At 63.5% G+C, this 25,606-nt stretch carries 25 protein-coding genes, 7 tRNA genes and 1 pseudogene; 27 read left to right on the top strand and 6 right to left on the bottom strand.

The features are described 5' to 3' along the window. Window positions 1–4: 4 nt before the first annotated feature. The 6 genes and pseudogenes from Q0H23_RS04650 to Q0H23_RS04675 all read left to right on the top strand — a co-directional run bounded on the left by Q0H23_RS04650 (window position 5) and on the right by Q0H23_RS04675 (window position 5,179). Window positions 5–1,090, top strand: a complete 1,086-nt coding sequence (locus Q0H23_RS04650; protein ID WP_293836217.1) for a Gfo/Idh/MocA family oxidoreductase — start codon at window positions 5–7, stop codon at window positions 1,088–1,090. A gap of 575 nt (window positions 1,091–1,665) precedes the next feature. Then, a pseudogene (locus Q0H23_RS04655) lies at window positions 1,666–2,235 on the top strand (SGNH/GDSL hydrolase family protein); the annotation flags it as partial. Between the two features lie 9 nt (window positions 2,236–2,244). Next, complete coding sequence (gene mazG / locus Q0H23_RS04660; RefSeq protein ID WP_293836267.1) at window positions 2,245–3,153, top strand: nucleoside triphosphate pyrophosphohydrolase; 909 nt, start codon at window positions 2,245–2,247, stop codon at window positions 3,151–3,153. Window positions 3,154–3,236: 83 nt separating this feature from the next. Beyond that, window positions 3,237–4,025 carry a hypothetical protein gene (locus tag Q0H23_RS04665; RefSeq protein ID WP_293836220.1) on the top strand — a complete coding sequence of 263 codons (789 nt, stop codon included), beginning with the start codon at window positions 3,237–3,239 and terminating at the stop codon, window positions 4,023–4,025. Then, the gene (locus Q0H23_RS04670) at window positions 4,022–5,005 is read left to right on the top strand and encodes a phosphatase (protein WP_293836222.1); all 984 of its coding nucleotides are present in this window, start codon (window positions 4,022–4,024) and stop codon (window positions 5,003–5,005) included. Before Q0H23_RS04665 ends, Q0H23_RS04670 begins: the two co-directional genes overlap by 4 nt. Window positions 5,006–5,094: 89 nt before the next feature. Next, window positions 5,095–5,179, top strand: a tRNA-Leu gene (locus Q0H23_RS04675). Window positions 5,180–5,306: 127 nt separating this feature from the next. Here Q0H23_RS04675 and Q0H23_RS04680 read toward each other — a convergent pair. The 6 genes from Q0H23_RS04680 to Q0H23_RS04705 form a co-directional block, all read right to left on the bottom strand. Beyond that, on the bottom strand, window positions 5,307–5,621 hold the full coding sequence (locus tag Q0H23_RS04680; RefSeq protein WP_293814378.1) for a PTS sugar transporter subunit IIB: 315 nt from the start codon (window positions 5,619–5,621) through the stop codon (window positions 5,307–5,309). Window positions 5,622–5,854: 233 nt separating this feature from the next. Further along, entirely contained in the window at window positions 5,855–6,550 is a 696-nt protein-coding gene (locus Q0H23_RS04685) for an SdpI family protein (protein ID WP_293836225.1), read from the bottom strand. Further along, entirely contained in the window at window positions 6,543–6,812 is a 270-nt protein-coding gene (locus Q0H23_RS04690) for an autorepressor SdpR family transcription factor (RefSeq protein WP_293836228.1), read from the bottom strand. The genes Q0H23_RS04685 and Q0H23_RS04690 overlap by 8 nt, the downstream gene beginning before the upstream one ends. Window positions 6,813–7,126: 314 nt before the next feature. Next, window positions 7,127–7,203 (bottom strand) — tRNA-Glu (locus Q0H23_RS04695). A gap of 115 nt (window positions 7,204–7,318) precedes the next feature. Next, a complete protein-coding gene (locus Q0H23_RS04700; protein WP_293836230.1) occupies window positions 7,319–8,359 on the bottom strand; it encodes a hypothetical protein in 1,041 nt (346 codons plus the stop codon). Next, window positions 8,356–9,399 carry a response regulator receiver protein gene (locus Q0H23_RS04705; protein ID WP_293814382.1) on the bottom strand — a complete coding sequence of 348 codons (1,044 nt, stop codon included), beginning with the start codon at window positions 9,397–9,399 and terminating at the stop codon, window positions 8,356–8,358. Before Q0H23_RS04705 ends, Q0H23_RS04700 begins: the two co-directional genes overlap by 4 nt. A 506-nt stretch (window positions 9,400–9,905) precedes the next feature. Here Q0H23_RS04705 and Q0H23_RS04710 point away from each other — a divergent pair. From Q0H23_RS04710 to rplL, 21 genes are all read left to right on the top strand, one after another. Beyond that, window positions 9,906–11,759, top strand: coding sequence for a carbon starvation CstA family protein (locus Q0H23_RS04710; protein ID WP_293836232.1), 1,854 nt, complete (start codon window positions 9,906–9,908; stop codon window positions 11,757–11,759). Window positions 11,760–13,005: 1,246 nt separating this feature from the next. Beyond that, window positions 13,006–14,103, top strand: a complete 1,098-nt coding sequence (gene disA, locus Q0H23_RS04715) for a DNA integrity scanning diadenylate cyclase DisA (protein ID WP_293814384.1) — start codon at window positions 13,006–13,008, stop codon at window positions 14,101–14,103. Between the two features lie 2 nt (window positions 14,104–14,105). Continuing rightward, a complete protein-coding gene (gene ispD, locus Q0H23_RS04720) occupies window positions 14,106–14,873 on the top strand; it encodes a 2-C-methyl-D-erythritol 4-phosphate cytidylyltransferase (protein WP_293836235.1) in 768 nt (255 codons plus the stop codon). Further along, window positions 14,870–15,352 (top strand): 2-C-methyl-D-erythritol 2,4-cyclodiphosphate synthase, encoded by a 483-nt coding sequence (gene ispF / locus Q0H23_RS04725; protein ID WP_293836237.1) that lies wholly within the window; start codon window positions 14,870–14,872, stop codon window positions 15,350–15,352. Before ispD ends, ispF begins: the two co-directional genes overlap by 4 nt. A gap of 114 nt (window positions 15,353–15,466) precedes the next feature. Beyond that, window positions 15,467–16,198 (top strand): serine O-acetyltransferase, encoded by a 732-nt coding sequence (cysE, locus tag Q0H23_RS04730; protein ID WP_293836239.1) that lies wholly within the window; start codon window positions 15,467–15,469, stop codon window positions 16,196–16,198. Between the two features lie 3 nt (window positions 16,199–16,201). Beyond that, on the top strand, window positions 16,202–17,689 hold the full coding sequence (gene cysS, locus Q0H23_RS04735) for a cysteine--tRNA ligase (protein WP_293836241.1): 1,488 nt from the start codon (window positions 16,202–16,204) through the stop codon (window positions 17,687–17,689). Window positions 17,690–17,691: 2 nt separating this feature from the next. Further along, window positions 17,692–18,795: a 23S rRNA (guanosine(2251)-2'-O)-methyltransferase RlmB gene (gene rlmB, locus Q0H23_RS04740; RefSeq protein ID WP_293836243.1), complete on the top strand. Its 1,104-nt coding sequence runs from the start codon at window positions 17,692–17,694 to the stop codon at window positions 18,793–18,795. A 9-nt stretch (window positions 18,796–18,804) separates the two neighbouring features. Beyond that, complete coding sequence (locus Q0H23_RS04745) at window positions 18,805–19,353, top strand: NYN domain-containing protein (protein WP_293814390.1); 549 nt, start codon at window positions 18,805–18,807, stop codon at window positions 19,351–19,353. 55 nt (window positions 19,354–19,408) lie between these two features. Further along, a tRNA-Thr gene (locus tag Q0H23_RS04750) sits at window positions 19,409–19,483 on the top strand. A gap of 187 nt (window positions 19,484–19,670) precedes the next feature. Beyond that, window positions 19,671–19,754: transfer RNA gene (locus Q0H23_RS04755), tRNA-Tyr, on the top strand. Between the two features lies 1 nt (window position 19,755). Next, window positions 19,756–19,831 (top strand) — tRNA-Thr (locus Q0H23_RS04760). Window positions 19,832–19,840: 9 nt separating this feature from the next. Next, a tRNA-Met gene (locus Q0H23_RS04765) sits at window positions 19,841–19,917 on the top strand. A gap of 97 nt (window positions 19,918–20,014) precedes the next feature. Then, window positions 20,015–21,205, top strand: a complete 1,191-nt coding sequence (gene tuf / locus Q0H23_RS04770) for an elongation factor Tu (RefSeq protein ID WP_293814391.1) — start codon at window positions 20,015–20,017, stop codon at window positions 21,203–21,205. Window positions 21,206–21,401: 196 nt separating this feature from the next. Continuing rightward, entirely contained in the window at window positions 21,402–21,551 is a 150-nt protein-coding gene (gene rpmG / locus Q0H23_RS04775; RefSeq protein WP_293814392.1) for a 50S ribosomal protein L33, read from the top strand. A gap of 15 nt (window positions 21,552–21,566) precedes the next feature. Beyond that, window positions 21,567–21,642, top strand: a tRNA-Trp gene (locus Q0H23_RS04780). 73 nt (window positions 21,643–21,715) lie between these two features. Continuing rightward, window positions 21,716–22,075 carry a preprotein translocase subunit SecE gene (gene secE, locus Q0H23_RS04785; RefSeq protein WP_293836245.1) on the top strand — a complete coding sequence of 120 codons (360 nt, stop codon included), beginning with the start codon at window positions 21,716–21,718 and terminating at the stop codon, window positions 22,073–22,075. Between the two features lie 4 nt (window positions 22,076–22,079). Continuing rightward, complete coding sequence (gene nusG / locus Q0H23_RS04790; RefSeq protein ID WP_293814394.1) at window positions 22,080–22,625, top strand: transcription termination/antitermination protein NusG; 546 nt, start codon at window positions 22,080–22,082, stop codon at window positions 22,623–22,625. A 101-nt stretch (window positions 22,626–22,726) separates the two neighbouring features. Further along, entirely contained in the window at window positions 22,727–23,155 is a 429-nt protein-coding gene (gene rplK / locus Q0H23_RS04795) for a 50S ribosomal protein L11 (protein ID WP_293814395.1), read from the top strand. Between the two features lie 149 nt (window positions 23,156–23,304). Then, window positions 23,305–24,012 carry a 50S ribosomal protein L1 gene (rplA, locus tag Q0H23_RS04800; RefSeq protein ID WP_293814396.1) on the top strand — a complete coding sequence of 236 codons (708 nt, stop codon included), beginning with the start codon at window positions 23,305–23,307 and terminating at the stop codon, window positions 24,010–24,012. A 298-nt stretch (window positions 24,013–24,310) separates the two neighbouring features. Next, window positions 24,311–24,829, top strand: coding sequence for a 50S ribosomal protein L10 (rplJ, locus tag Q0H23_RS04805; protein ID WP_293814397.1), 519 nt, complete (start codon window positions 24,311–24,313; stop codon window positions 24,827–24,829). Between the two features lie 96 nt (window positions 24,830–24,925). Further along, window positions 24,926–25,303 carry a 50S ribosomal protein L7/L12 gene (gene rplL / locus Q0H23_RS04810; RefSeq protein WP_073296321.1) on the top strand — a complete coding sequence of 126 codons (378 nt, stop codon included), beginning with the start codon at window positions 24,926–24,928 and terminating at the stop codon, window positions 25,301–25,303. The last annotated feature ends 303 nt before the right edge of the window (window positions 25,304–25,606 follow it).

A 25,606-nucleotide genomic window follows, 5' to 3' on the forward strand; every position in this document is an offset into this window, starting at 1 on the left:
GATCATGGCCGAGAACAGCCCAAACACCCCGATCGATGCGGCGGCCGCCGCGGACGCCGCCTTTGCCGCCGTTGCCGGCAAGCCCTTCCCCTCGGATGTCTTTACCGCGCCCGACCTGCGCTGGGCCGTCATCGGTTGCGGTGTCATCGCGAACCAGATGGCGGAGTCCTTCGCGCTCGCGGGTCGCAAGCTCGCCGGCGTCCAGAACCGCACGCGTGCCAAGGCGGAGGCGTTTGCCGAGCGCTGGGGCGTCGCGCGTGTCTATGACACGCCGGAAGAGCTCTATGCCGACCCTGACATCGACGCCATCTACATCACGACGCCCCACAACACGCACATCAAGTATCTCCGCGGTGCCCTTGGCTCAGGCAAGCACGTGTTGTGCGAGAAGTCCATCACGCTGAACTCCGAGGAGCTCGCTGAGGCACTGACGATTGCGGACGCCAACCACGTCCAGCTCGTCGACGCCACCACCATCCTGCACATGCCCCTCTATCGCGAGATCATCCGCCGCGCCATGGCGGGCGACTTCGGCCAGATGAACCTGGCGCAGATCAACTTCGGCTCCTACAAGGAGTTCGATCCCAAATCGCGCTTCTACAACCGCGACCTTGCGGGCGGTGCCCTGCTCGATATCGGCGTCTACGCGATCACCCTCGCTCGCCTGTTCATGATGAGCCTGCCCGAGGACGTGCTCTCGATCGCCAATGCCTGCTCCACGGGCGTCGACGTCACGAGCGGCATCGTCCTGCGTAACCCCGACATGCAGATGGCCACCATCACGCTGTCGCTCCACTCGAAGCAGCCCAAGCGCGCCGTCCTCTCGTTCGACGACTGCTACATCGAGGTCACGGACTACCCGCGCGCAGACCGCGCCACCATCGTCTGGACGGCCGACGGGCGCCGCGAGGAGATTCGTGCGGGCGAGGAGGCCTATGCGCTGTGTTACGAGGCCGCGAACCTCGAGCGCGCCGTCGCCGGCGACCAGGTCGAGCAGAATATGATTGCCTACACCGTCGACGTCATGGCCATCATGACGATGCTCCGTCGCCAGTGGGGCATTCGCTATCCCGAGGAGGAGCAGGCGTAAAGCAGCTCCACGAGCGGTGGCCGCATGCGTTCCGCCGTTGCCGCATCTTTGGCGTGGCGGGCGTAAGCGCTCTGTCAGGAGTCGGCGTCTTTTCAGACTCGAGCGCTACACTTGGGCAAAACCAAGGGAGAGAAAGAAGAAACATGACTGCTGCTAACATCGCGCCGTTCATTCGAGGCGCCCGCCACCTCATCTATCGTCCCGATGGCCTCGTGAGGCCGTCGCGCATGTCGAACAAGCAGGCGGAGGCCGCGGCCGACGCCGGTCGCGAGCGCGCCGCAAGCTATACCGCTGGCGCCACGATCAACCTCGTGACCACGGGAGACGAAGTCTCGTTCGACCTCTCCGTCATCGAGGGCATTCACTTCGAGAGTGCCTCGGTGCGCGAAACCATCGAGCTCGCTCGCGCCGCCGGCGATGACCGCGCCCCCGAGGAGGGCGTGGTTGACGGCATCGATCTTGTCGTCGACGGGGTCTACGTGAAGACTGCCCCCGTTCGCGAAGGCACGGTCACGTTTGACTTCGAGAACCCCTCTCACGCGCCCGCCTCGGTCACAATCTATCTGCCCTGCCTCATGAACGTCGCGGTGGGCAACCTCTCCACCAACGGTAGCCTCGAGCAGCCCGCCGAGCGCGGCTACCTCCTTGCGCTTGGAGACTCGATCACCCAGGGCTACGTCGTGGGTAGGCCGAGCGCGTCCTGGCCGGCGGAGGTCTCCCGTGCCCTCGGCCTCGACCTCATGAACCAGGCCATCGCGGGCCATCACTTCGACGACCGCACCCTGCGCGGCATGAGGGCCTTCCGCGAGAACCCGCCTGCGGCGATCATCGTCGCCTACGGCACCAATGATTGGGCCCATACCGAGCGAGAGCGCGACCTCGTGGAGAACATGACCAAGTATCTCCAGAAGCTCGTCGACAAATTCTCCGATACGCCCATCTTCGCCGTGAGCCCCATCTGGCGTGCGGACATCGACAGTGAGCAGCCCCACGGCCGCACCCTTGCGTGGGTGCGCAGCATCATGTGCGACGAGTGCGCGCGCCTCGGTGTCGAGTGCATCGATGGTGCGGAGCTTGTCCCGGCGGACCCCGCGCTCTATGCGGATGGCAGACTCCACCCCAACGCCGATGGCGCCCATCTCATGGCCGAGGGCATCCTTCGCGCCCTCGAGGAGCGTGGTCTCGTCGCCGCTCTTGGCGGTCGTCACGATGAGCCTCGCGAGCTCGCGGACGTCCAGACGCTTCTCCGCCCGAACGCCCCGCGCGGCCAGCGCGAGCTCGAGCAGGCCGTGAGGACGATCTGGCGCCTTCGCCAGGACGACGGCTGTCCCTGGGATAGGGAGCAGACCCACGCGAGCATCGCGAAGAACATGATCGAGGAGGCCTACGAGGCGGTCGACGCAATTGAGGCCGGTGACGCCGCACACCTGCGCGAGGAGCTTGGCGACGTGCTCATGCAGGTCCTCCTCCACGCCCAGATTGCCGAGGACGCCGGCGAGTTCACCTTTGCCGATATCTGCCGCGACCTCGATGACAAGCTCGTCCGCAGGCATCCGCACGTGTTTGGCTCCGGCGTGGCCGCGCATGACTCCGCCGAGGTGCTCGACATCTGGAGCAAGGTGAAGCTCGACGAGCGCCGCGACGCGGAGCAGTCCGGCTCGACCTCGAGCCTGCTCGATGCCGTCCCTCGCGCGCTTCCCGCCCTCATGCAGGCGCAGAAGATCTCGAAGAAGGCCGCCAACTGCGGCTTTGACTGGGAGACCACGGCCGACGTCTGGGCCAAGGTCGATGAGGAGCGCGCGGAGTTCGCCGCGGAGGAGACGGGTTCCGAGGGGGCGCTCGAGGAGTTCGGCGACGTGCTGTTCTCCGTCGTCAACGTTGCCCGCAAGGAGCACATCGATGCCGAGACGGCGCTGAGGCGTAGCTGCGAGAAGTTCCGCGAGCGTTGGGCCGCTATGGAGAAGGCAGCCGCCGAGAAGAGCCGGTCGCTCGCCGACGTCTCTCGTGAAGAGCTTGAGCAACTCTGGACCGAAGCGAAGAGGGCGGGTAGGTCTGACTCCTAATCTGTCATAATCGATTAACGCGCGAAGGCGCGACCATAACCGCAACATGTGCCCAAACACAGCAGAAACGAAGCAGACGCCACATGAGTGCAAGTAATTCCATTGTCCTTGGACGCTATAACCGTGCGAACACCCGTGCCTCCTCTGGCTACGGGCGCTCCTCAGGTGCAGCGAGCTCGAGCTTCAGCTCTCACGAGACCCGTCGGTCGTCGCGCGAGTCGGCAGACTTTGGCTTGCGAGAGAGCCGTCGTGCGTCCTCCAGCGGCACCTCCGCAGCGTATCGTGACATGCCGCGTCGAGAGCGCGCTCGCGGTGTCGTCGCTGCGAACAGGCCGTCCCGCGAGGCTTCCTCTCGTGGCCGCGCCGTGTCCGGTCGCGCCGCGTCCGAGGCTCGTCGGCATACCACGGGGGAGGGCGAGGACCATCGCCGCACCGCGAATGTCGCCTCGCAGGCACAGGGTGTGCTCGCCTGGGCGATGGAGCATCGTGCCCTTTCCATCGCGCTCGTTGCCATTGTGGCGCTTGCGCTCATGCTCTATCCGCCGCTCAAGGCCCTCTATGGAGCATCGCGCACCAACGCGCTTCTCTCCACCCAGCTCAGCTCCGTCACTGCTACCAACGACACCCTCCAGGGAGAGGTCGATAACCTCATGACCCGCGAGGGCATCGAGGACGAGGCCCGTCGTCGCGGCTATGTGACGGAGGGCGATACACCGGTAGATATGTCGGGCATCGAGGATTCCGGCGGTGCTTCGAGTGATTCGACCGTCTCGACGGACGAGTCCGCCCCGGCGGCAAGCGACCCCTGGTACGTCTCCGCCCTTGACTTCATCTTTGGATACAACCCCGCCGATCAGGGGGTTTCCCAGTGAGCCGCGTTGCCGTTATCGATATCGGCACCGTGACGGCGCGTCTTGGCGTCTCCGATGTCGCCGCCTCGCGCGTCGAGCGCTGCGCCAAGACGTCGACCATCTGCAGCCTTGGCGAGGACGTTGCCGAGACGGGCATGCTTCGCGAGGATGCGTGCGCGCGCGTGCTTTCGTGCGTTGATGGCTATCTGGCCCAGGCTCGCGAGTCCGGCGCTGAGGTGGCGTGCTGCACGCTCACGAGCGCCGCGCGAGACGCTGCGAATTCGAATGTGCTGCTTGATGGCCTCGCGGAGCGCGGCGTTGTCGCTCAGGTCATTCCCGGCGAGGTGGAGGGATCGCTCACGTTCCTCGGCGTGGCCCAGGACTTTCGGGCGTCGCGCATCGTCGTTGCGGATAACGGCGGCGGGTCGACCGAGGTGGCCGTGGGAGTGCTCGACGGCGAGCGACCCGGCGTGGCGCTTGAGGCCGTGCGTTCGCTGGATGTGGGCTGTCGCCGCGTGACGGACCTCTTTCTCTCTCGCGAGGACCCACCCTCGGCCTCTGCACTGGACGAGGCTCGTGCGTTCTGTCGCGAGGCCTTCGAATCCGGCCTCCCCGCCGAGGCGCGCGATCCGGAGCGCCTTGTCTGCGTAGGTGGTACGGTCACGACGCTTGTCGCCATCGACGCGAGGCTCGACCCCTATGACCCTGCGTTCGTCCATCTTCATTCGCTCGCGCTTGACGAGGTGGATGAGCTGGTCGGCCGTCTTGCCTCGCTTCCTCTGGAGCAGCGCCGCGGGGTCGTGGGCCTGCAGCCCAAGCGCGCCGGCGTGATTTTGGCGGGTGCCGTTTGCGTGAGCGAGCTCATGCGCGCGTGCCATGCGTGCGAGCTCACCGTGAGCGAGAGCGACCTGCTCTACGGCCTGTCGCTCTCCGCGGCAGCGGTGGCGGATGGGATTACCGCCCCAGTTTCTTGGACGCCGCAACTCTTCTCTTTGCGCTAAGGTAGTCAGCGCGCGACTTTGCGGCATGATGCGTGACGGCGCGATAAGGGTGCCAAGCACTTTCACGTGACGATGGCGCCGCATGATATGGGGGCGTGGCGGAATTGGCAGACGCAGGGGCCTTAAAAGCCCTCGCCGGAAGGCTTGTGGGTTCGAACCCCACCGCCCCTACCAGACGAAAAAAGCGGGACGACGGCTCTGTGGCTGTCGTCCCGCTTTCCATGAGGAGCGAGTTTGGGGCACGCGCGCTTGCTGGTCTTGGTGTGGGCGCCGCGCTCCCGTTGTCCGCGCCGGGCGCGGGCTAAGAGCAAACCGACGTGCGAGCGCGGCTGGGTGCGCGCATGAGCGCGAGCAGGGAGCGCTCTGACGCGCTGGCGTCGCCTCCCGTGAGGAACGGCGTGCCGTTCACGTACGGGATATCGAGGGTGCCGGGGATGAGCGTGACGGCGATGAGGAAGTCGTGCGACTCGGCAAGCGCCGGGACATCAGCCATCTTGCACGGGGTGACGTCATAGGTGCCGGCGAAGCCGTGAGAATCGAGAATCTGACAGACGCGATCGCGTACCGCAGACGAGGTGCAAATGCCCGTGCCGCAGGCCATGAGGATGTGCTTCATTGCCGTCCTTCTAAAACGACAGATACCTGGCGACTCGTGGAGGTGTGATTGCGAGTTCGTTTATGGCGTGGCACGTGCGCTCAGGCGTAAATACAATTCGACAAGCGCGTACTTTAGCCGTTTCTCTCCCGTTTGTGTAGGGGTTTATTCGCGTGGGCCGCTGCCGCTCGCCGAATCGTATGGCGTTGGAGCGGGCGGTTCGCGGGCTTTATATGGCGAGAGTGGGCGAACGATTAGCGAATCTTGCCGATAAACAGCAGGTAGGAATAGACGTACATCGCGATGCATCCCCCAAGGCAGATCACGCTGATCGCCGCTGCGGCAACAGCGTCCGAGAGGTAGGGCCCTGCGAAGCCAAATGCTGCGACGGCAATTCCCATAAGCACGAAACACTTGCCACCAAAGCGCTGGGTACGGCGCCAGTTCTCCGGGTCGTTGAGGGCCCAGGGGGTCTTCACGCCCATCGTGTAGTTCTGGCCGATACGGGGCATGTAGTTGCCGATGCCGACGAGCAGAGCGCCGATCAGCACGGAGACGATGACGTTCGTGGAGCCCTTGGCCGCTATCGCGCCCCAGACGGTAAGCTCGGGAAGCCAGCTGATGACGATCGTGAGCAGGGTAAAGCCGACAACGAAGTGCTGGTAGAACTTCCCGGCGCGGGCATAGCCATTGCCTCTGGGGTCGATGCGCGGAATCACGTAGAAGAGGACGAGCATCCCGAGGGGCAGCGCGCCCAAGGCGGCTGCCGTCCAGCTTGGCCCCCAACCGTTGACCTCACCGCTCGCACCCCAATGGATGGGAATTTGTGCGGGCAGGCTTGGGAGCGCGACGAGGTGCGCGATGACGTTTGCGCCGGAAAGCGCGGCGAGCGCGATGAGGCAGTTGCGTGAGATGAGGCCCCGGGTGCTGCCGTTGTTGGTGCTATTCATGAGAGTCCTCCTTGAAGCCAAGGAACCAACCAATCAGGTCCTGCATGACGGTGGTGTTGAGGCTATAGACGATGTTCTGGCCGTGGCGCTCGTCTGTGACGAGGCCGGCAGCCTTGAGCGTTGCCAGGTGGTGGCTGAGTGTTGGCTTGCTGACGTCAAAGTTCTTGGCGAGCTCACCCGCCGTGAGGTCGCCCGACTTGAGTAGCTCGAGAATGCGTCTGCGCGTCGGGTCGGCGAGCGCCTTGAATCCCTCTCCTGCCATAACGCCTCCTGGGTGAGGTGTTCGTATTCCTCTCGGCAATTAGATAGTTAGACAAACATCTAACAACTGAGAAGTATAGCTTCGGTGCCAGGGGAGTCAACGGGTGGGTTTTGCATTTGCGGAGTATGGCGTGACACCTCGCGTGTCCATGCGGTGTACCGCCTCGCGTGTCCATGCGGCGTACCGTTCTACAGCCCCATGCGGCGTACCGCTCCGCAACTCTGTGTGGCGCGACGCTCTGCAGCTCCATGCGGCGCACCGCGCAAAAAAGAAGCAGGTCAGAGGCGCGAATTCCTCTGACCTGCTGCAATTTCTGGTGCCCCCAGCGGGATTCGAACCCGCGATATCCACCTTGAAAGGGTGGCGTCCTGGGCCGCTAGACGATGGGGACGGCGAACGAGAGTATATCAGAGCTCACGGCCCGTCATGCTGCGTTTCGTGCAATTCGCATCGAGACGCGGCCTTGGCGTGCGTCGGAGCCTTCCGTGGCGAGCTCGGTGCTCCACCTACCAGTCGAGGTCGTTATCGCGTGCGAATTTCTCTGCCTGCGCGGCGAAGCCATCCTGCGCGGTCGCCCACGCGAGGAAGTCGGGCGTGTCCATCACGACGGAATCGCACTCGTGAACGGCGAGCGCCGCCTCCTCAAAGCTGCCCGGTTCGAAAGCGGGGCGATCGGGGAGATATCCCTCGACGAACGTCGGCCGAAGAAGGGCGTAGGCGCCGCCGTGGCACAGACTCGTGTACCCACGAAGGGCGCGGCGAGCGGCGGGCATGCGGTCAAGCTTGAACATGAGCAGCGTGCGCGCGAGGTGGTTCCACGCGTTGCCCTGCCTGCCGAATCGTGCGTCAAGGGCATCGAAGCCCTTCTCGTCCTCAAGGCGTGCGAGCGCGATTGCCCAGGTATAGCGAGCGCCGAGCTGGTCTGTGGGATCGAGCTCGATGAGACGCTCGCACGTTTTGCAGGCGTTCTTGTAGCGGGCGGTCTCGAGCCTCGCGCGAGCGATGGAGCTCAGTAGGCGCAGGCGAGGGCGCGCGAAGACGTCGTTCCACTCGGAGGCGCAGACGAGAGGGGCCTCGTCACTGTCTGACATGGGATCATCTGCCCCCGGCGCGGACGGGGAGGCGTCGCCTTCCTTCTCCCTCGGCTCCGTATCAAGTTCGATCTCATTAGCGAGCTCCAGGAGCGCCGCCAGCGAGGCGTCGGGGTCCTTGGCACCAAGCATGGCAGCGATCGTACGAGCGTCGAGGCAATCGCCGTCCATGGAGATCGCCTCCGCGCATGCCGCACGAAGCTTGTCGAGCCTGCGATTGCGAGAGGATTCGTATCCCTCGTCATCAAGAAACTCCTCCTCCGCCTGGGCGAGGTCGTTGGCGGCGAGTGCGTCGGCAAGGTGCTTGAACGCGACGTCTCCCTTGTGTTCGAGGAACGAATCGGGGTCTCTCGTGACGGCAAGCCTGAGCTCGTCGAAGGCATCCTCCGAGAGCTTGCCGAGTTTTTCGGCGCGTCGCCATGACAGGCGGTCAATCAGCTCGTCCGCAAATTTCATGACTGGCCCTCCTTGAGCGTCGGGTCGATTGCGACCTCGCGAGCGTAGGCCTCGGCGACATCGGGCCTCGAGGAGACCCATGAGCCGAGCGTGCCGCGTTCGTTGGCGTCGAAGCCTTCCTGCAGCAGGACCGTCGCCTCGGAGGTGGCGAGGATGAGCTCGTCTTCGCTCCCGGGCGCGACGCAGATGCGGCAGAAGATGCCGTCCGGTAGATCATCCTGGCGAGTGAGCGTGGTCCCCGCGTTGGGATATGCCGCTATGATTGCGCGAATCTCCTCCTCGGCGGCATCGCGGTCCTCCCGCTTGAAGGCGAGCGCCATGCGCGCGAGGGAATACCAGGCGGTACCGGGCAGGGGGCCGTTGCCGGCGGCCTTGCGGGCATCGGCGTAAAGCGATGCGAACGCCTCTTCGTCCTCGAGCTTTGCGTATGCGATGGCGAGCGTGAAGCGCACGCCAACAGGGTCGCTCGGGTCGAGCTCGAGTGCCTCATTGGCGAGCCGTATGCCAAGACGGTAGCGGCCGCAGACGAGCGCGTTGGATGCTTCGATGGCAATCCAACGGAGATAGGGGCGGAAGGCAAGCAACGTGGCGACATCCTTGAGGTCGCCCTCGGGAAGCTCGTATGAAGCTGCGTCGCGTTCGCACGCCTCGCGAACGCCGGCGGCGTTGTCTGCAAGGTAGCGGTGGTAGGCGTTGGGGGAGCCGCTAGACGCGGCGGCAAGCATGCGGCGTGCGTCATGGCACGAGGGGTCTAGGTCGAGCGCCTCGTTGAGGCATTTGCGGGCTTCGAGAATGATCTTCTGCGCGGCGGAATCATCCGTGGCGAAGGGCAACTGGTAATCAATGAGGTCACTCGCCTTGACCACGAGGTGGAAGGCGCGGTCTGCGTCTGTTTGCGGAAGTGAGTCCCTGTTGGAGCGATAGCGACGAGCGAAATCCGCCGCGGCGCGTGCGGCGCCAAAGGGATCTCGAGGGTCGAGATCGCGGGCAAAGCGCACGCTCAGGCGCTGGTAGTCTTCAAAATGTGGATCGATGGACATGCTCTCCTCCTTTGGTTCTTATGGTAGCAAGGAGAACGTTTGACCTGCGGCGGGACGGGCGTTTCTCCCGCCTTTGCCGCGCGGCCTTGGCAGCGCTTGTCTCAGCGTCGCCTCCCGCCGAGCGATGGGAATCGATTGTTCGAGCTACACGACTCGCGTGAGATAGTCTTAAGGGCGCGTGAAACTACATAACTTCTGCATAATGTTACGCGTCTGTTTCCAATGTTATTCAGTAAGCATCTTTTTGTTGACACTGTCGGGCCCCGCGACGAAGATGCTGAACCATCCACTGGGGATGGCGCGTGGGGATACGCGCCAAGGTGAATCAGGAGCACATCGCAATGAACAAGCAGCTATCCATTATTGAGGTCGTCATTATCTAAGACGGGTGGCTGAATGCGAGCCGCCCGAATCTTCGGGCGGCCTTATGAGGGGCCGCAGGGTGATAAACCCAGCGGCCCCTTTTCTTGTCTCGCGATTTTCTCTTGGTACGGAAGGAGCTTTTTGTGAACGGAATCGCTGTTATGGTCGTTTGTGCAGTCGTGCTCTTTGCCGGCTACATGCTTTATGGCCGCTGGCTGGCCAATAGGTGGGGCGTCGATGTGAACGCCGTCACCCCGGCTCGTCGTATGGAGGATGGCAACGCCTTCTCCCCGGCCTCTGCCTTCACCGTCTTCTCGCACCAGTTCAGCTCGATCTGCGGCGCCGGCCCTGTTACGGGCACCATCGTCGCCATGGCCTTCGGCTGGCTGCCCGTCGTCCTGTGGGTTCTCGTCGGCGGCATCTTCTTCGGCGCCGTCCACGACTTTGGCGCCCTCTATGCCTCGATGAAGAACAACGGCAAGTCGCTCGCCCAGCTCGTTGACAAGTACATCGGCAAGACTGGCCGCCGCCTGTTCCTGCTCTTCTGCTGGCTCTTCTGCATCATCGTCATCGCTGCCTTCACCTCGATGGTCTGCGGCACGTTTGCCCAGTCCGCCAAGGCTTCCGACGCCGTGAACTACGCTGCCGCCTCCACGGGCACGATCTCGATCCTGTTCACGTTCGTCGCTATCGCCTTTGGCTGGGCCCGTAACAAGTTCAACCTTACGGGCGCTGCCGAGTTCGTCGTCGCCGTCGTCATGGTCGTCGCCATGTTCGCCGTCGGCATGGTTGCCCCGCTGCGTCTCGGCACCAACACCTGGATCGCCATCGTCATGGTCTACCTGGTCTTTGCCGGCGCCATGCCCATCCAGACGCTCAAGCAGCCGCGTGATTACCTCACGACCATCATGATGCTCACCATGATCGTCTGCGCCGTCTTCGGCATCGTCGTCCTCGGCGTTAACGGTCAGGCTACGATGACCGCCCCGATGTTCACTGGCTTCTCCACGAAGTCCGGAATGATGTTCCCCGTCCTGTTCGTCTCCGTCGCTTGTGGCGCCCTCTCTGGCTTCCACAGCCTCGTCTCCTCTGGCACCTCCTCCAAGCAGGTCTCTAACGAGGCCGACGCCGTGAAGGTCGGCTATGGCGCGATGGTCCTCGAGTCCTTCGTCGGCATCCTCGCCATCGTCGTCGCTGGCATCATGTGGTCTACGGTCAACACCCTTGGTGCCGACGGCGCTGAGGTGGGCACGGCCTTCCAGGTCTTCGCCCGTGGCGTCGCCAAGGGCATGACTGCCTTCGGCGTCGATAGCACCGTCGCCACCGTGTTCATGCAGATGAACGTTTCCGCCCTCTGCCTGACCTCGCTTGATGCCGTTGCCCGCATCGCCCGCACCTCCTTCTCCGAGTTCTTCGCCTCCTCCAACGATGCCCTGGCCATCGACTCCAAGAGCGGCGCCATGAAGGTTCTCGGTAACCCCTGGTTCGCCACGGTCGTCACGCTGGTTCCGGGCCTGGCCCTCACCTTCGGCGGCTACCTCAACATCTGGCCGCTCTTCGGCGCCTCTAACCAGCTGCTCGGTGGCATGACGATGATCACGCTTGCCGTGTTCTGCAAGTGCACCGGCCGCAAGGGCTGGATGCTCTACGTGCCCGTCGCGTTCCTGCTGGTCTGCACCTTCACCTCGCTCGTTCAGAGCGCCCTCGGCTGCTACGCCGCCGTCTCCACCTATGGCTTCTTTGGCACCATCCCGGCCACCGAGACCACCGCTGCCGTGTCCGTGGCCGCCACCAAGGGCCTGCAGCTCGTCTTCGCCGTCCTGCTGATGGTCCTCGGCCTCATCGTTGCCGTGAACTGCCTCAAGGAGCTCTTCGGCAAGGAGGCCGGCTCCATGCCCGACGAGCAGCCCGAGTGGACCGAGCTCGGCCGCGAGCACGTCTCCGCTTCCGCTGGCAAGGGCGCCGCTTCTGGTGCCGCTGCCACCGAGAAGGCCTAGGCGCTCGACTCCTAGCGCCGCTCTCGTCGAGAGGGCGTGGGCGCTTCGCATCCTGGCGCCGCTCTCGTCGAGAGGGCGTAGGCGCTTCGCATCCTCCTCATTTCCATCGCCGACTTATCGACTCGCAGCCGGCTTTGGTGGGCCCGCATCCTCGTGGTGCGGGCTTTTATTTGTGCGCTCGTTTGGCGTGCGGGGATGCCGTGGGAAGAGGGCACCTTCACGCGTTGGTGGCCTGCTGACATCGGAGCACTGGCATGTGGCACATGACACACATAAGCGCCCTAAGTGCGACGAAGCATGCGCGTGCCGCCGGGGCTGCGGTCGGGGACAGCCTGCGGCCGAGACGACCGGGACCCTGGCGCTCCTTCGACACATATAAGTGTCCTAAGCGCGACGAAACTGAGCGGCGGCGTTGGCCAAGCAATCCGTGGCGACAAATTGCACGCTTAAACGGATTGAATGCCTGTATCTATGTCGAAGCGTCGCCACGGATTCGGCGGGGTGTAGTGCGACTCTTATTTCGACGCACAAAGGACGGGGATGCGGCGTTCCTGCACGCTGGCTCCATTGCTGCGGCGTTCCTGCACGTTGGCTCCATTGCTGCGGCGTTATTGCGCGCTGCGCGGGCCTTGAGCGTGCAGAAGCGCCATGCCAACGAGCGGGACGTGCAAAAGCGCCACGGTAGCGAGAGGAGCGGCGCGGCGGGCGGGGCGGCGCGGCGAGACACGGCGCAGTGAGACACGGCGCAGCGGGGGGGGACGGCGCGGGAGAGTCGATTTGACGCGTATGAGCCGTCTAAGCATGCCGATTTTCGCTAAGCGTCCGCGCGTCATGGGGCCGCCCGCAGGATGGCGCACATGGACGGCTTAAGCATGTCGAATTATGCGTCCTGCCTGGGGAAACGAACTATGCGGCGCGGCCTCGCACCCGGGCTATCCCGTACGCCTCCACCCTCGCGCCCCGCGCCCGGGTCACCTTGCGCAGCTGTCCTCGCGCCCGGGCTATCCCGGACGCCTCCACTTTCGCACCCGGGCTATCCCGTACGCCTCCACCCTCACGCCCCGCGCCCGGGTCACCTCGCGCGGCTGTTCCTGCGCCCGGGCCATCCCGGACTCCGCCTATCCGACGTTCCGCTCCTGCCGCGCGCTTCACATCGACTGTCCGCTGATTTCGAGCTTATGTCGATAGGGAGAAGGCAAGCCGCGGGCGCGTATACTTGAAAAAACATGCAACTTGAGGGGGCGTTATGGATCAGGAAGTCGAGAAGAACGTCGAAAACGAGGGAGTGCCTGTTGAGGAGTCCCTCGAGGAACGTCTTCAGCGGGCAATCGCGGTCACTGCTCCCGGCACCGCCGTGCGTCGCGCGCTCGACATGATTATCGCCGGCCACCTCGGCGCGCTCATTTGCGTGGGCGACACGGAGACCGTTCTCGGCGCTGGCAATGACGGCTTTCCCCTGAACATCTCCTTTACCGCGAACCGCCTCTTCGAGCTCTCGAAGATGGACGGCGCCATCGTCGTCGATCGCGACCTCACCCAGATCCTTCGCGCGAACTTCCACCTGAATCCGGACCCGAGCCTCCCCACAAGCGAGACGGGCATGCGTCACCGCACCGCCGCTCGCATGAGCCTCCTCACGAAGGCGCTCGTGATTTCGGTCTCGGAGCGCCGCCAGGTCGTCAACCTATATGTGGGGGGAAGGTCCTTCCAGCTCAAGAGCGTCCCGCAGCTTATGGCGAGTGCCTCGCAGCTCATCACCACCCTCCAGACCACGCGCCAGTCGCTCGACCGTGCCCTGCTGCGCCTCTCCACGCTCGAGCTCGACAACTACGTCACCCTTGCGGACGTCACGACGATCCTCAACTACTTCGAGACCCTCATGACCGCCGCGGACGAGCTCGATCGCATCGTCGACCAGCTGGGCAGCGAGGGCCGCACCGTCGAGATGCAGCGCGAGCAGCTCGCTGGCGACATGGACCACGAGTACCTTCTCATGATCCGCGATTATGCCCGCGATTCCTCGGAGGAGAACGCCGAGGCAATTCGCGCCAAGCTCCATGCCGCCGCGCCCTCGCAGTGGCGTTCTCCCAATCGTGTCGCCAAGGTGCTCGGCTACGATGACCTGCACGAGGACAGCGTCCTCGTGCCGCTGGGCCTGCGCACGCTCAATCGCGTCTCGGTCGTTCGCGAGGGCATGGCCGATAAGATCGTCGACGAGTACGGCAACCTCCGCGAGCTCATGGATGATATCGAGCAGAATCCCAACCGCCTGGGCGAGCTGGGCGTCAGGAACCCGAACATCCTCACGGATAGCCTCTATCGCATGTGGGGCAAGAAGGAGTAGCGATGGACGCGAGCCTCATCAATACTTCTGCGCCTGATACCTGCGCCGTTATCGCCGCTGGTGGCCTTGGCATGCGTTTTGGCGATCCGCGCGGCAAGCAGTATGTCGAGCTTTGCGGCTTGCCGGTCCTGTGCTGGTCCATCGCCGCGTTCGACGACTCGCCCTCCGTGGGTGCCATTGTGGTCGTGTGCCCGAGGGGCCGCGTTGACGAGACTCGCGCTGCCGTGAGCCGTCTTGCGCCCGCCACGCCTGTTGTCTACGTTTCCGGCGGAGCGACTCGCCAGGAGAGCTGCCTTGCGGGCATCCACGCAATTCCCGAGGGCTACGAGTTCGCTGCCATCCACGATGGAGCTCGTCCCCTCATCGAGCCGGAGACGATCGAGCGCGTCATTGCTCGCGTTCGCGATGACGACTCCATAGCCGGAGCCATCTGCGCTCACCCCTCCGCTGACACGCTGAAGATCGTGGAGGACGGCGTCGTGTGCTCGACGCCGGAGCGCTCGCGTTACTGGGCGGTGCAAACTCCGCAGGTATTTCGCCTGGATGAGGTTCTTGCCGCGCATGAGCGCGCCGCGAGTGAGGGCTTCTTGGGCACGGACGATTCCTCCCTCGTCGAATGCATGGGCGGGGTTGTTGCCTGTGTCGAAAGCCCGAGCGACAACATGAAGGTCACGGTGCCCGAGGACCGCCTTCCCATTGAGGCCATCCTCAAGCAGAGGCTTGCGGCGCGTCACGCGGGTTCCATGCGTATGGTGGGTGATGCCTCATGACATTGAGGATCGGACACGGCTATGACGTCCACAAGCTCGTTGAGGGCAGGAAGCTTATCCTCTGCGGCGTCGAGATTCCCCACAAGGTGGGGCTTCTTGGCCATTCGGACGCGGATGTCGCCACGCATGCCGTAGCAGATGCCATCTTGGGTGCCACGCGCCTGGGAGACCTCGGCAAGCTATTCCCCGACACAGACCCGGCCTACGCCGGTGCCAACTCGCTCGAGCTCCTCGCCCAGGTCATGCGCCTCGCGCGTGAGCGTGGCTATGAGCTCCTGGACTGCGACTGTACGATCGCCGCCGAGGCGCCCAAGCTTGCGCCCCATCGAGAGCAAATGCGCGCGAACCTTGCGCGGGCACTTGGCGTGGGGGTCGAGAGCGTGGGTGTGAAGGCCACCACTACCGAGCGCCTTGGGTTCGTCGGGCGCGAGGAGGGGATGGCAGCCTGGGCGGTCTGCATCATGGAAGACGCACGCTAGAGCTACCCCTCGTTCACCCATTTGTAACCCGGCATTGTTGGCCCCGCGCTATTCTGTGGGGCCATGCTCTGGTTACGAGCGAGGGAAAGCACCCAGGCACAAGTTAGGACCAACATGTTTGATCGCATTCGCGAGGACATCGCGACCTTCAGGTCTCATGACCCGGCCGCGACCTCAACCATATCCATCCTGCTCAATTCGCCCGGCATGCGTGCCATCTGGGCGTATCGGCGCCAGCACTGGCTGTGGACTCACGGGCACAAACTCCTCGCGCGCACGCTTTCCACCTGGAGTCGCCACCGCTTCGGCGTGGAAATCCACCCGGGAGCGACCATCGGCCGCCGCTTCGTTATCGACCACGGCATGGGCATCGTCGTGGGGGAGACGACCATCATTGGCGATGATTGCCAGCTCTACCAGGGCGTGACCCTCGGAGGAACCGGCAAGGAGGGCGGCAAGCGCCACCCGACGCTTGGCAACAACGTCGTGGTGGGCGTGGGCGCGTCGGTCCTTGGCAACATCACGCTTGGCGACAATGTCAAGGTTGGCGGAGGCGCTGTCGTCGTGCGCGACGTCCCGGCCGACTGCACGGTCGTCGGAATTCCTGGTCACGTCACCACAAAGGGAGGCGTGCGCGTGCGTACCGCCGCGGGCGACCGTCTCACCTGCATTTCAATGGCTGACCAGTCTACAATTGACAAGATTATCCGTGAACGCGAGGACGTAGAGCACCGCGAGTACCTTCCCGATCCCATCGATCGCACGGTCGACGACCTCGCCTCGAAGGTGGAGCGCCTCGAGAGGCGAATCGCCGAGCTGGAGAGCCAGCTTCAGGACAAGGAGTAGCCAATGCTCGTCTATAACACCCAACTTCACAAGAAAGTCGAACTTACGCCCATCGAGCCCGGCAAGATTCGCATGTACGTCTGCGGTCCTACCGTCTATGACCAGATTCACGTCGGCAACGGCCGCACGTTCCTGGCCTTCGACGTCATCCGCCGCTACCTCATGTACAAGGGCTACCAGGTCACCTTCGCCCAGAACCTGACCGACGTGGACGACAAGATCATCAAGCGCGCCAACGAGCAGGGCCGCACTTCCGAGGACGTCGCGAGCGAGTTCTCCGACGCCTTCATCGAGCAGATGCACCGCATGGGCGTCCTCGACCCGGATATCCGTCCTCGCGCCACGCAGGAGATCGAGGCCATGATCGAGATGATCTCCGGCCTCATCGAGCAGGGCCACGCCTATGCGCCCGGCAACGGCGACGTCTACTTCTCTGTTCGTAGCGATCCCAGCTACGGCACCGTGTCCGGTCGTAACATCGACGAGCTCAAGGTCGGCGCCCGCATCGAGGCCAACGAGGAGAAGGACGACCCTCTGGACTTCGCCCTCTGGAAGGCCGCCAAGCCGGGTGAGCCCATGTGGGACTCCCCGTGGGGCAAGGGTCGCCCGGGCTGGCACACCGAGTGCTCCGCGATGGTCCACCGCTACCTGGGCACCCCGATCGACATTCACGGTGGTGGCCAGGACCTGCAGTTCCCGCACCACGAGAACGAGTACGCGCAGGCCGTGTGCTGCTGGCACGAGCCTCTGGCCAACGTGTGGATGCACTCGGGCATGCTCCTCATCAACGGCGAGAAGATGTCGAAGAGCCTCGGCAACTTCTACACGCTCAAGGAGGTCCTCGACAAGTATCCGGCGGATGCCGTGCGCCTGCTGATGCTCCAGACCCACTACCGCTCGCCGCTCGACTTCTCCTTCGAGCGCCTCGACGGCGCCGTGGGCACGCTCGAGCGCGTGCGTGGCGCCGTTGCCAACCTCCGTTGGGCCGCGGAGAGCTCGAGCGCGAGCGGCCACGAGCTCAATGATGCGGACCGCGCCTTCGGCAAGGCCGTGGATGACGCCGCCGCCGAGTTCACCCGCCAGATGGATGACGACTTCAACACCGCCGGCGCCCTCGCCGCGCTCTTTGGCCTCGTTACGGCTTCGAACACCTACCTTGACGAGGCCGGCGCGAACGTTGCCGGCTCCGTGGCCCTTCGTGCCTCGGACACGCTCGTCGAGCTCCTCGGCGTCCTCGGCGTCGAGTCCGTGCGCCCCTCGGCGTCCGAGCTCCCGCATGAGATCGTCGACCTTGCCCGCGAGCAGGCTGGCTATGAGGGCGACGACGCGAACGAGGCGGCGGACGCTCTCGTTGCCGCCCGCGCCGAGGCTCGTGCCGCCAAGAACTGGGGCGTTGCCGACGCCATCCGTGATGGCATCGCAGCCCTTGGCCTTGTCGTCGAAGACACGGCCGCCGGCACGCGCATCAAGAGCGCCCAGAAGGAGGACTAGGAATGGCACGTCGATCCGGCGGACGCCCCGCGTCCCGTGACAACCGCTCGGCTTCCGGTCAGCGCCAGGGCGGCCCTTCTAAGGGCCGTGGCGGGGCTGGCGGCCGTTCGACCCAGGGCGGCGGCAGGGGCCGTGGCGCCGGGGCTCGCGGAGGCGCTCCTGCGCGTTCCCAGCGCCCGCAAAAGCGCGATGCCGATACCCAGTCTGCGCAGAGTCGCCGCCCCGACCGCTCCCGCGCCGGTTCGAAGGGCGACCTCATCGAGGGCCGCCGCGCCGTTGCGGAAGCCCTCGAGCTGGGTCTGCCCGTTTCTCGCGCCTTGATCCAGAAGGACCAGGGCGGCGCCGACCAAGCGCTCGCAGACCTCGCCCGCACCTTTGAGGCCGCCGGCGTCGAGGTCGAGCGAGTCGCCAAGCCGATCCTCGATTCGCTTTCCTCGCACGGTGCCCACCAGGGCGTCATGGTCAAAGTGCGCCCCTATCGCTATGCGTCCCTGGCGGACGTCATCGCTCGGGCGGGGGAGGGCAACGCCCTCGTCATCGTCCTCGACCACGTGACGGACGAGGGCAACTTCGGTGCCATCGTGCGCACGGCAGAGATCGTGGGAGCGGCAGGCGTCGTCATCGCGAACGCCCGTGCTGCCCGCGTTGGCGTAGGCGCCTACAAGACGAGTGCCGGCGCGGTCATGCACCTGCCCATTGCGCAGGTGCCCAACCTTGCGACGGCTCTTGACGAGCTCAAGGAGCATGGCTTCTGGGCTGGTGGTGCCACCGAGCACGCGCATGACGTCATTTGGGATGCGCCGGTTCACGGGCGCCTTGCGCTCGTCATGGGCTCTGAGGGCTCCGGTATCTCGCGTCTCGTGCGCGAGCACTGCGACTTCGAGTTCCGTCTGCCCCAACGCGGCGTCGTCGAGTCCCTGAACGTCGCCCAGGCGACCACGGCAATCGCGTACGAGTGGCTTCGCCGCGACATGACTCAGGCGGAGGCTGCAGGCGGAGTTGCTGGTGCCGCGGCGGGAGCTGAAACCTGTGACGCGACGGACGAAGTCGTCTTCGACGAGTCGGGCTACTACGACCTGCCCGATACGAGCGATTTCGACTTCTAGGTGGCGCACGTGGCTAAGCGTTCCAAGAACGAACTTCTCGTCGTTGACGGCTACAACGTTATATTCGGCACCCCGCGGTACAAGGAGCTCGCAGACGAGCCTGAGCCTGGCTCTCGCGATGGCGACCCCTTCGAGCGCGCTAGAGACATGCTCGTGGGTGACGTTGCCGCCTTTGCCCAGGGCCGCTACGACCCCGTCATCGTCTTTGACGCTGCCGGAAACGTGAACCCGGAACACCCTGAGCTCAGGCGTGCCGGCGTGCGCATGATCTTCTCGCCCACGGGCGTCACGGCGGATTCCGTCATCGAGAAGCTCGTGACCGATTGCCGCCGAGAGATGCGCGAGGTAACGGTTGTGACCTCAGACAATGCGATCAGGGCGACGGTCGGCGGGATTCCCGTGACTCGAATCTCGAGCTCGATGCTCGCTCACGAGATAGATACGCTCGATGCCGAGCGCGAGGTGGACGTGGCGGATCGAAGCCACGGCCGTCTTACGGTGGAGGACCGCCTCGACCCCAAGACGCTTGCGGCGCTCAACGCGCTGTTGGGGAGGTAGCCGAAACGGCTTGATTCGGCTACCATGCAAGAACGCGGCTTGTCCGCGAATGCGTGCCAACGTAGCTCAATGGTAGAGCCCCTGTCTTGTAAACAGGCCGTTGTAGGTTCAATTCCTATCGTTGGCTCCATGATCTGGCGAAGCGGGGCGACGTGCCGAGAAGGCTGTCGCCCCGCTTTTTGTTGCTCCTAGCGAGAAGTGAAGGAAATGTGAAGGTGGGCGGCTTCCCCATTTCTGTTGACAATATTTTCTCAGCCTTGTAATATCTCTTCCGCTGCGAGGGGCGACGGCCCCAGACGGCGGCTTGAAAACGGTATGGGGATGTGGCACAGCGGCAACTGCGGCGGACTGTAAATCCGCTCCCTCTGGGTTCCTTGGTTCGAGTCCAAGCATCCCCACCATGCCCGTGTAGCTCAGTAGGTAGAGCACTTCGTTGGTAACGAAGAGGTCACCGGTTCGAATCCGGTCGCGGGCTCCATTCAAGCACGGCGGTGTAGCTCAGTTGGTTAGAGCACGCGGTTCATACCCGCGGCGTCACTGGTTCGAATCCAGTCACCGCTACCAGAGCCCTCGCGGCGTCGAGCAATCGGCGCCGCTGGACATATTAATAGGCAAAAAGGCCGTCAAGGCCTAAAGCTAGCATCCATGAGGAGGATGGCAAATGGCCAAGGAGAAGTTTGAGCGCACTAAGCCGCACGTGAACATCGGTACGATTGGTCACGTTGACCACGGCAAGACCACGCTGACGGCTGCTATCACCAAGGTCCTCTCTGAGACCGAGGGCTGCAAGGCCGACTTCACCGCGTTCGAGAACATCGACAAGGCTCCCGAGGAGCGCGAGCGTGGCATCACCATCTCCGTCGCTCACGTCGAGTACGAGACCCAGAACCGTCACTACGCTCACGTTGACTGCCCGGGCCACGCTGACTACGTCAAGAACATGATCTCCGGTGCTGCCCAGATGGACGGCGCTATCCTGGTCATCGCCGCCACCGACGGCCCCATGGCTCAGACCCGCGAGCACATCCTTCTCGCCCGTCAGGTCGGCGTGCCCTACATCGTCGTCTTCCTGAACAAGTGCGACATGGTCGACGATGAGGAGCTCATCGACCTCGTCGAGATGGAGACCCGTGACCTCCTCTCCGAGTACGACTTCCCCGGCGACGATCTCCCGATCATCCGTGGCTCCGCTCTCGGCGCCCTCAATGGCGACCCGAAGTGGATGGACTCCGTCCGCGAGCTCATGAAGGCCGTCGACGAGTACATCCCGACGCCCGCCCGTGACAACGAGAAGCCGTTCCTGATGGCCATCGAGGACGTCATGACCATCTCCGGCCGTGGCACCGTTGCCACCGGTCGTGTCGAGCGCGGCGAGCTCAAGCTCAACGAGCCGGTCGAGATCGTCGGCATCAAGCCCACGCAGTCCTCTGTCTGCACCGGCATCGAGATGTTCCGCAAGACCATGGACTTCTGCGAGTCCGGCGACAACGTCGGCCTGCTTCTCCGCGGCATCAAGCGCGAGGACATCGAGCGCGGCCAGGTCATCTGCAAGCCTGGCACCGTTACCCCGCACTCCAAGTTCACCGCTGAGGTCTACGTTCTGACCAAGGAGGAGGGCGGCCGTCACACCCCGTTCTTCACCAACTACCGTCCGCAGTTCTACTTCCGCACCACGGACGTCACCGGCTCCATCGTCCTCCCCGAGGGCGTCGAGATGGCTATGCCGGGCGACCACGTCACCATCGAGGCTGACCTCATCCACGGCATCGCCATGGAGGAGGGTGACCGCTTCGCTATCCGTGAGGGTGGTCACACCGTCGGCGATGGTCGTATCGCTACGATCATTGAGTAGATCTAGGTTTTCCTAGCAACTACTGGGCCCGGTGCCGCTTGGTACCGGGCCTTTTCTTGTGAAGGTTATGTCGAGACGAGAGATCTTTCTTTCGTTACGGTCTCTTCGTATTGACAAACCCAATGACACACTGGTAACATTCTCGCTCGCGCCATGGCTGAGACAGTCTTGGCCATGACCCATCAGGAGGAAAGCAATGCGTACCATGGTTACCCTCGCCTGCACTGAGTGCAAGCGCCGCAATTACACCACGGACAAGAACAAGCAGAACAATCCTGAGCGCATGGAGCTCAAGAAGTACTGCCCGTGGTGCCGCAAGCACACCCTGCACAAGGAGACCCGCTAGTCTCCAACACCCCACAGGCCAGTAGCTCCAATGGTAGAGCGGCGGTCTCCAAAACCGTTTGTTGTGGGTTCGAGTCCTACCTGGCCTGCCAGCAACCTCACCGGCCTCCCATTGGGGGAGGCCGGTTTCTATGATTGTACGAAGCCCGCCCGAAGGGAATGAGCATGGCCAACAAGGATCGCCAGAAGAGGAGCGTGCGCAAGGCGCGTGCCGCCGAGCGTAAGGAGCTCGAGGAGAAGCACGCCATTTCCTCGGCCAATGGCTCCAAGAAGGCAACCTCGGCGCCTGCTAAGGCTCAGGCCAAGAAGAGCGAGCCCAAGAAGGTCGGCTTCTTCGGTCGTATCAAGAATTGGTTCAAGGATGTCAAGACCGAGATGGGCCGCGTCACCTGGCCGTCCAAGTCTGAGCTCAAGAACTATTCTGTCGCGGTCATTGCCATGCTCGTCGTCTTCGGCGTCGCTGTTTGGCTTGTCGACACTGGTGTCGTCGCCGCTCTCATCGGCTTTACCGGACTGAGGGGTTAAGACTATGGCGAAGCGTTGGTATGTCGTTCACACCTACTCTGGCTATGAGAACAAGGTTAAGAACGACCTTGAGCACCGCATCGAGACCTACGGCCTCGAGAACGTCGTTGTCGACATCAAGATCCCGACCGAAGAGGTCACTGAGATCAAGGACGGCGGCAAGCGTGAGACGAAGGAGAGCAAGGTCTTCCCGGGCTATGTTCTCGTTCGCATGGAGATGGACGACAATTCGTGGTCTGTCGTTCGCAACACCCCTGGCGTGACTGGTTTCGTTGGCGTTGACGGCAAGCCTGCTCCTCTTTCTCGCGAGGAGTTCAACAAGATCATGCGCCGTAGCACGCCTCGTGCGGGTACTCCGGTGCCGCATCGCACCGCGACCAACCTTGAGCCCGGCATGACCGTCCGCGTGCTCTCTGGCCCCCTTGCTGACTTTGACGCTCAGGTCACCGAGGTCAACGCTGAGGCCGGCAAGGTCAAGGTCGTTATGATGATCTTTGGCCGCGAGACGCCCGCCGAGCTTACGCTCGACCAGGTCAGCGTCATCGCCTAAGACTGGCAATCCCGCGGGCCTCTTTCGGTGAGGAAAGCTTCTGAGGACCGCGCACTAGATAGCTCGCTTTTAACACGTTATTCAATCAGGAAGGTATGACCATGGCTGAGAAGAAGGTTGTTAACCTCATCAAGCTCCAGATTCCCGCCGGCGCTGCTAACCCCGCGCCCCCGATCGGCCCGGCCCTCGGTGCCGCTCAGGTCAACATCATGCAGTTCTGCCAGGCGTTCAACGCCGCCACGGCAGACAAGAAGGGCGACATCATCCCCGTTGAGATCAGCGTCTACGAGGATCGTTCCTTCACCTTCATCTGCAAGACCCCGCCTGCGGCTCACCTGATCAAGAAGACCCTCGGCCTCAAGGGCGGCTCGGGCGTTCCCCAGCGTGACAAGGTCGGCCAGCTCACCCAGGAGCAGCTCACCCAGATCGCCGAGACCAAGATGCCGGATCTCAACGCCAACGACATCGAGGCTGCCAAGAAGATCATCGCTGGCACCGCTCGTTCCATGGGCGTCACCATCGCTGAGTAGCTCTTTCGCTTTGCCTCGTCCGCTCTCGGGCGAGGCTTTGCCCTGATTGGGCACCTAGGTATCCCGCCGGCGCAAGCCGGCTCAAGCGCGGTCTTGAGACCGCACGATGTGGGAGGGCGTCAGCCCGTTGACCACATGGAGGAAAGAACATGTCTAAGCACGGTAAGAAGTACGCTGCCGCCGCCGCCAAGGTTGAGGCCGGCAAGCTCTACACCCCGAAGGCCGCCGCGGAGCTCGTCAAGGAGATCTCCTTCGCCGGTTTCGACGAGACCATCGAGGCCACCTTCCGCCTCGGTGTCGACACCCGCAAGGCTGATCAGAACATCCGTGGCTCCATCGCGCTGCCCCACGGTACCGGCAAGTCCGTCCGCGTTGCCGTCTTCGCCGAGGGCGAGCAGGCTCGTGCCGCCGAGGAGGCCGGCGCCGACATCGTTGGCTCCGACGACCTCGTCGCTCAGATTCAGGCTGGCAACATCGACTTCGACGCTGCCATCGCCACCCCGCCGATGATGGCCAAGGTCGGTCGTCTCGGTAAGGTCCTCGGCCCCCGTGGCCTCATGCCGAACCCCAAGCTTGGCACCGTCACCATGGACGTCGCCAAGATGGTCGGCGAGCTCAAGGCCGGTCGTGTCGAGTATCGCGCTGACCGCTACGGCATCTGCCACGTCCCGGTGGGCCGCGTGTCCTTCCCGGTCGAGCAGATCGTCGAGAACTACGGCGCTCTCTACACCGAGATTCTCCGCGTGAAGCCCGCCACCGCCAAGGGCAAGTACGTTAAGTCCATCGCCCTTGCTTCCACCATGGGCCCTGGCGTCAAGGTTGACTCTTCCGTCACCCGCGCCTTCCTCGAGGCCTAAATCTCACCTAACGTGCGCCGCATAATTGGCGTGTAGGAGATTTGAATTTGATGCAGCCGCTTGACTCTTAGTCGGGCGGCTGCAATCATATTGACTGTTCAGCACATAGCACGTCCGCTGCCAGAGACAGCCGGTGCCCAATCGGGCCTAAGGGGTTCGTCCCGCCTGCCGAGGTGGTCCAACGAGTGAAACTCTTGCGACCCCGTCTGGCCAAGCGCCGGCGGGGTCTTTTGTTCTCCTCGAGCGAAGTCCCGCCTACTGGCGAGACGTGCACGTTCGCTCGAGGGGAGGTGCAACTATGCCAGCCAAGTCCAAGATCGATATGCTCGAGAAGGTCAACAAGTCCCTGGAGGCTTCCAGCGGCCTGTTCGTCATCGACTATCGCGGCCTCTCCGTCAAGGAGTCGCAGGAGCTTCGTCACGCTCTTCGTGAGGCGGGCGCGGAGATGAAGGTCTACAAGAACAACATCGTCCGTCTCGCGCTCAAGAACGCCGACATGCCCGCGATCGATGACTGCCTCGAGGGCACCGTCGCCTGCGTGTTCTACGAGAGCGACCCTGCCGCCGCTGCCAAGGCCATCAAGGAGACCTCCAAGAAGCTCAATAAGATTGAGTTCCGTGGTGGTATCACCGATGGTCAGGTCGTCTCCGCTGAGGAGGTCATCGCTATCGCCGACCTTCCCTCCAAGGAGCAGCTCCTCGGCCAGATCGCCGGTCTCATCAATGGTTTCGCGCGCGACATCGCCGTGTGCGTCAACGGTGTTTCCTCCGGTCTCGCCCGCTCGATCCAGCAGGTTTCCGAGCAGAAGGCTGCCTAGGCAGTCTTGCGGCCTAGCCGCAACCCGTATGCGCAATCGCGCTTCGGATAAGACTAACCTCATGCAAGCTGCATGAGCCACGAAAGGAATTTAGCAATGGCTAAGCTCACCACCGATGAGATCATCGACGCCCTTAAGGAAATGACCCTTCTCGAGGCCTCCGAGCTCGTCAAGGCCATCGAGGACACCTTTGGTGTCTCCGCCGCCGCTCCTGCCGCCGTCGTCGCCGCCCCTGCCGCCGGCGAGGCCGCTGCCGAGGAGAAGACGAACTTCGACGTCGTGCTCGAGGGCTTCGGCGACAACAAGATCGCCGTCATCAAGGTCGTCCGCGAGCTCACCAGCCTTGGCCTGAAGGAGGCCAAGGAGGTCGTCGAGTCCGCCCCCAAGGCCGTCCTCGAGGGCGCCAAGAAGGAGGACGCCGAGGCTGCCAAGGAGAAGCTCGAGGCTGCCGGCGCTGCCGTCTCCCTTAAGTAACTTCTAGCAGGCTTGATGCCTGCCGCATAGGTTCGAACTTGGTTCGAGCTATGAGTTAGTTACGAGGCCCCGCATCGAGAAATCGGTGTGGGGCTTTTCTGTTTACAGCCGTTCTATTGGCTTGAGTGAGGATCGATGGATGCGGCGGGGGAGTGGCAGAAGCAAGAGAGAGAAGTCGCCAAGCGGTAGTGCGCGGCACTTGAGTGGTAGAGAGGGTGACTGCTCACAGGTCCTTCATAACCAGAGGTCGCCGAAAACGGCAAAGGTGCAGGAAATAGCTAAAGAGCGACAAAATAGTTGAAA

The sequence above is a fragment of the uncultured Parolsenella sp. genome, assembly GCF_934660935.1.
Lineage (GTDB): Bacteria > Actinomycetota > Coriobacteriia > Coriobacteriales > Atopobiaceae > Parolsenella.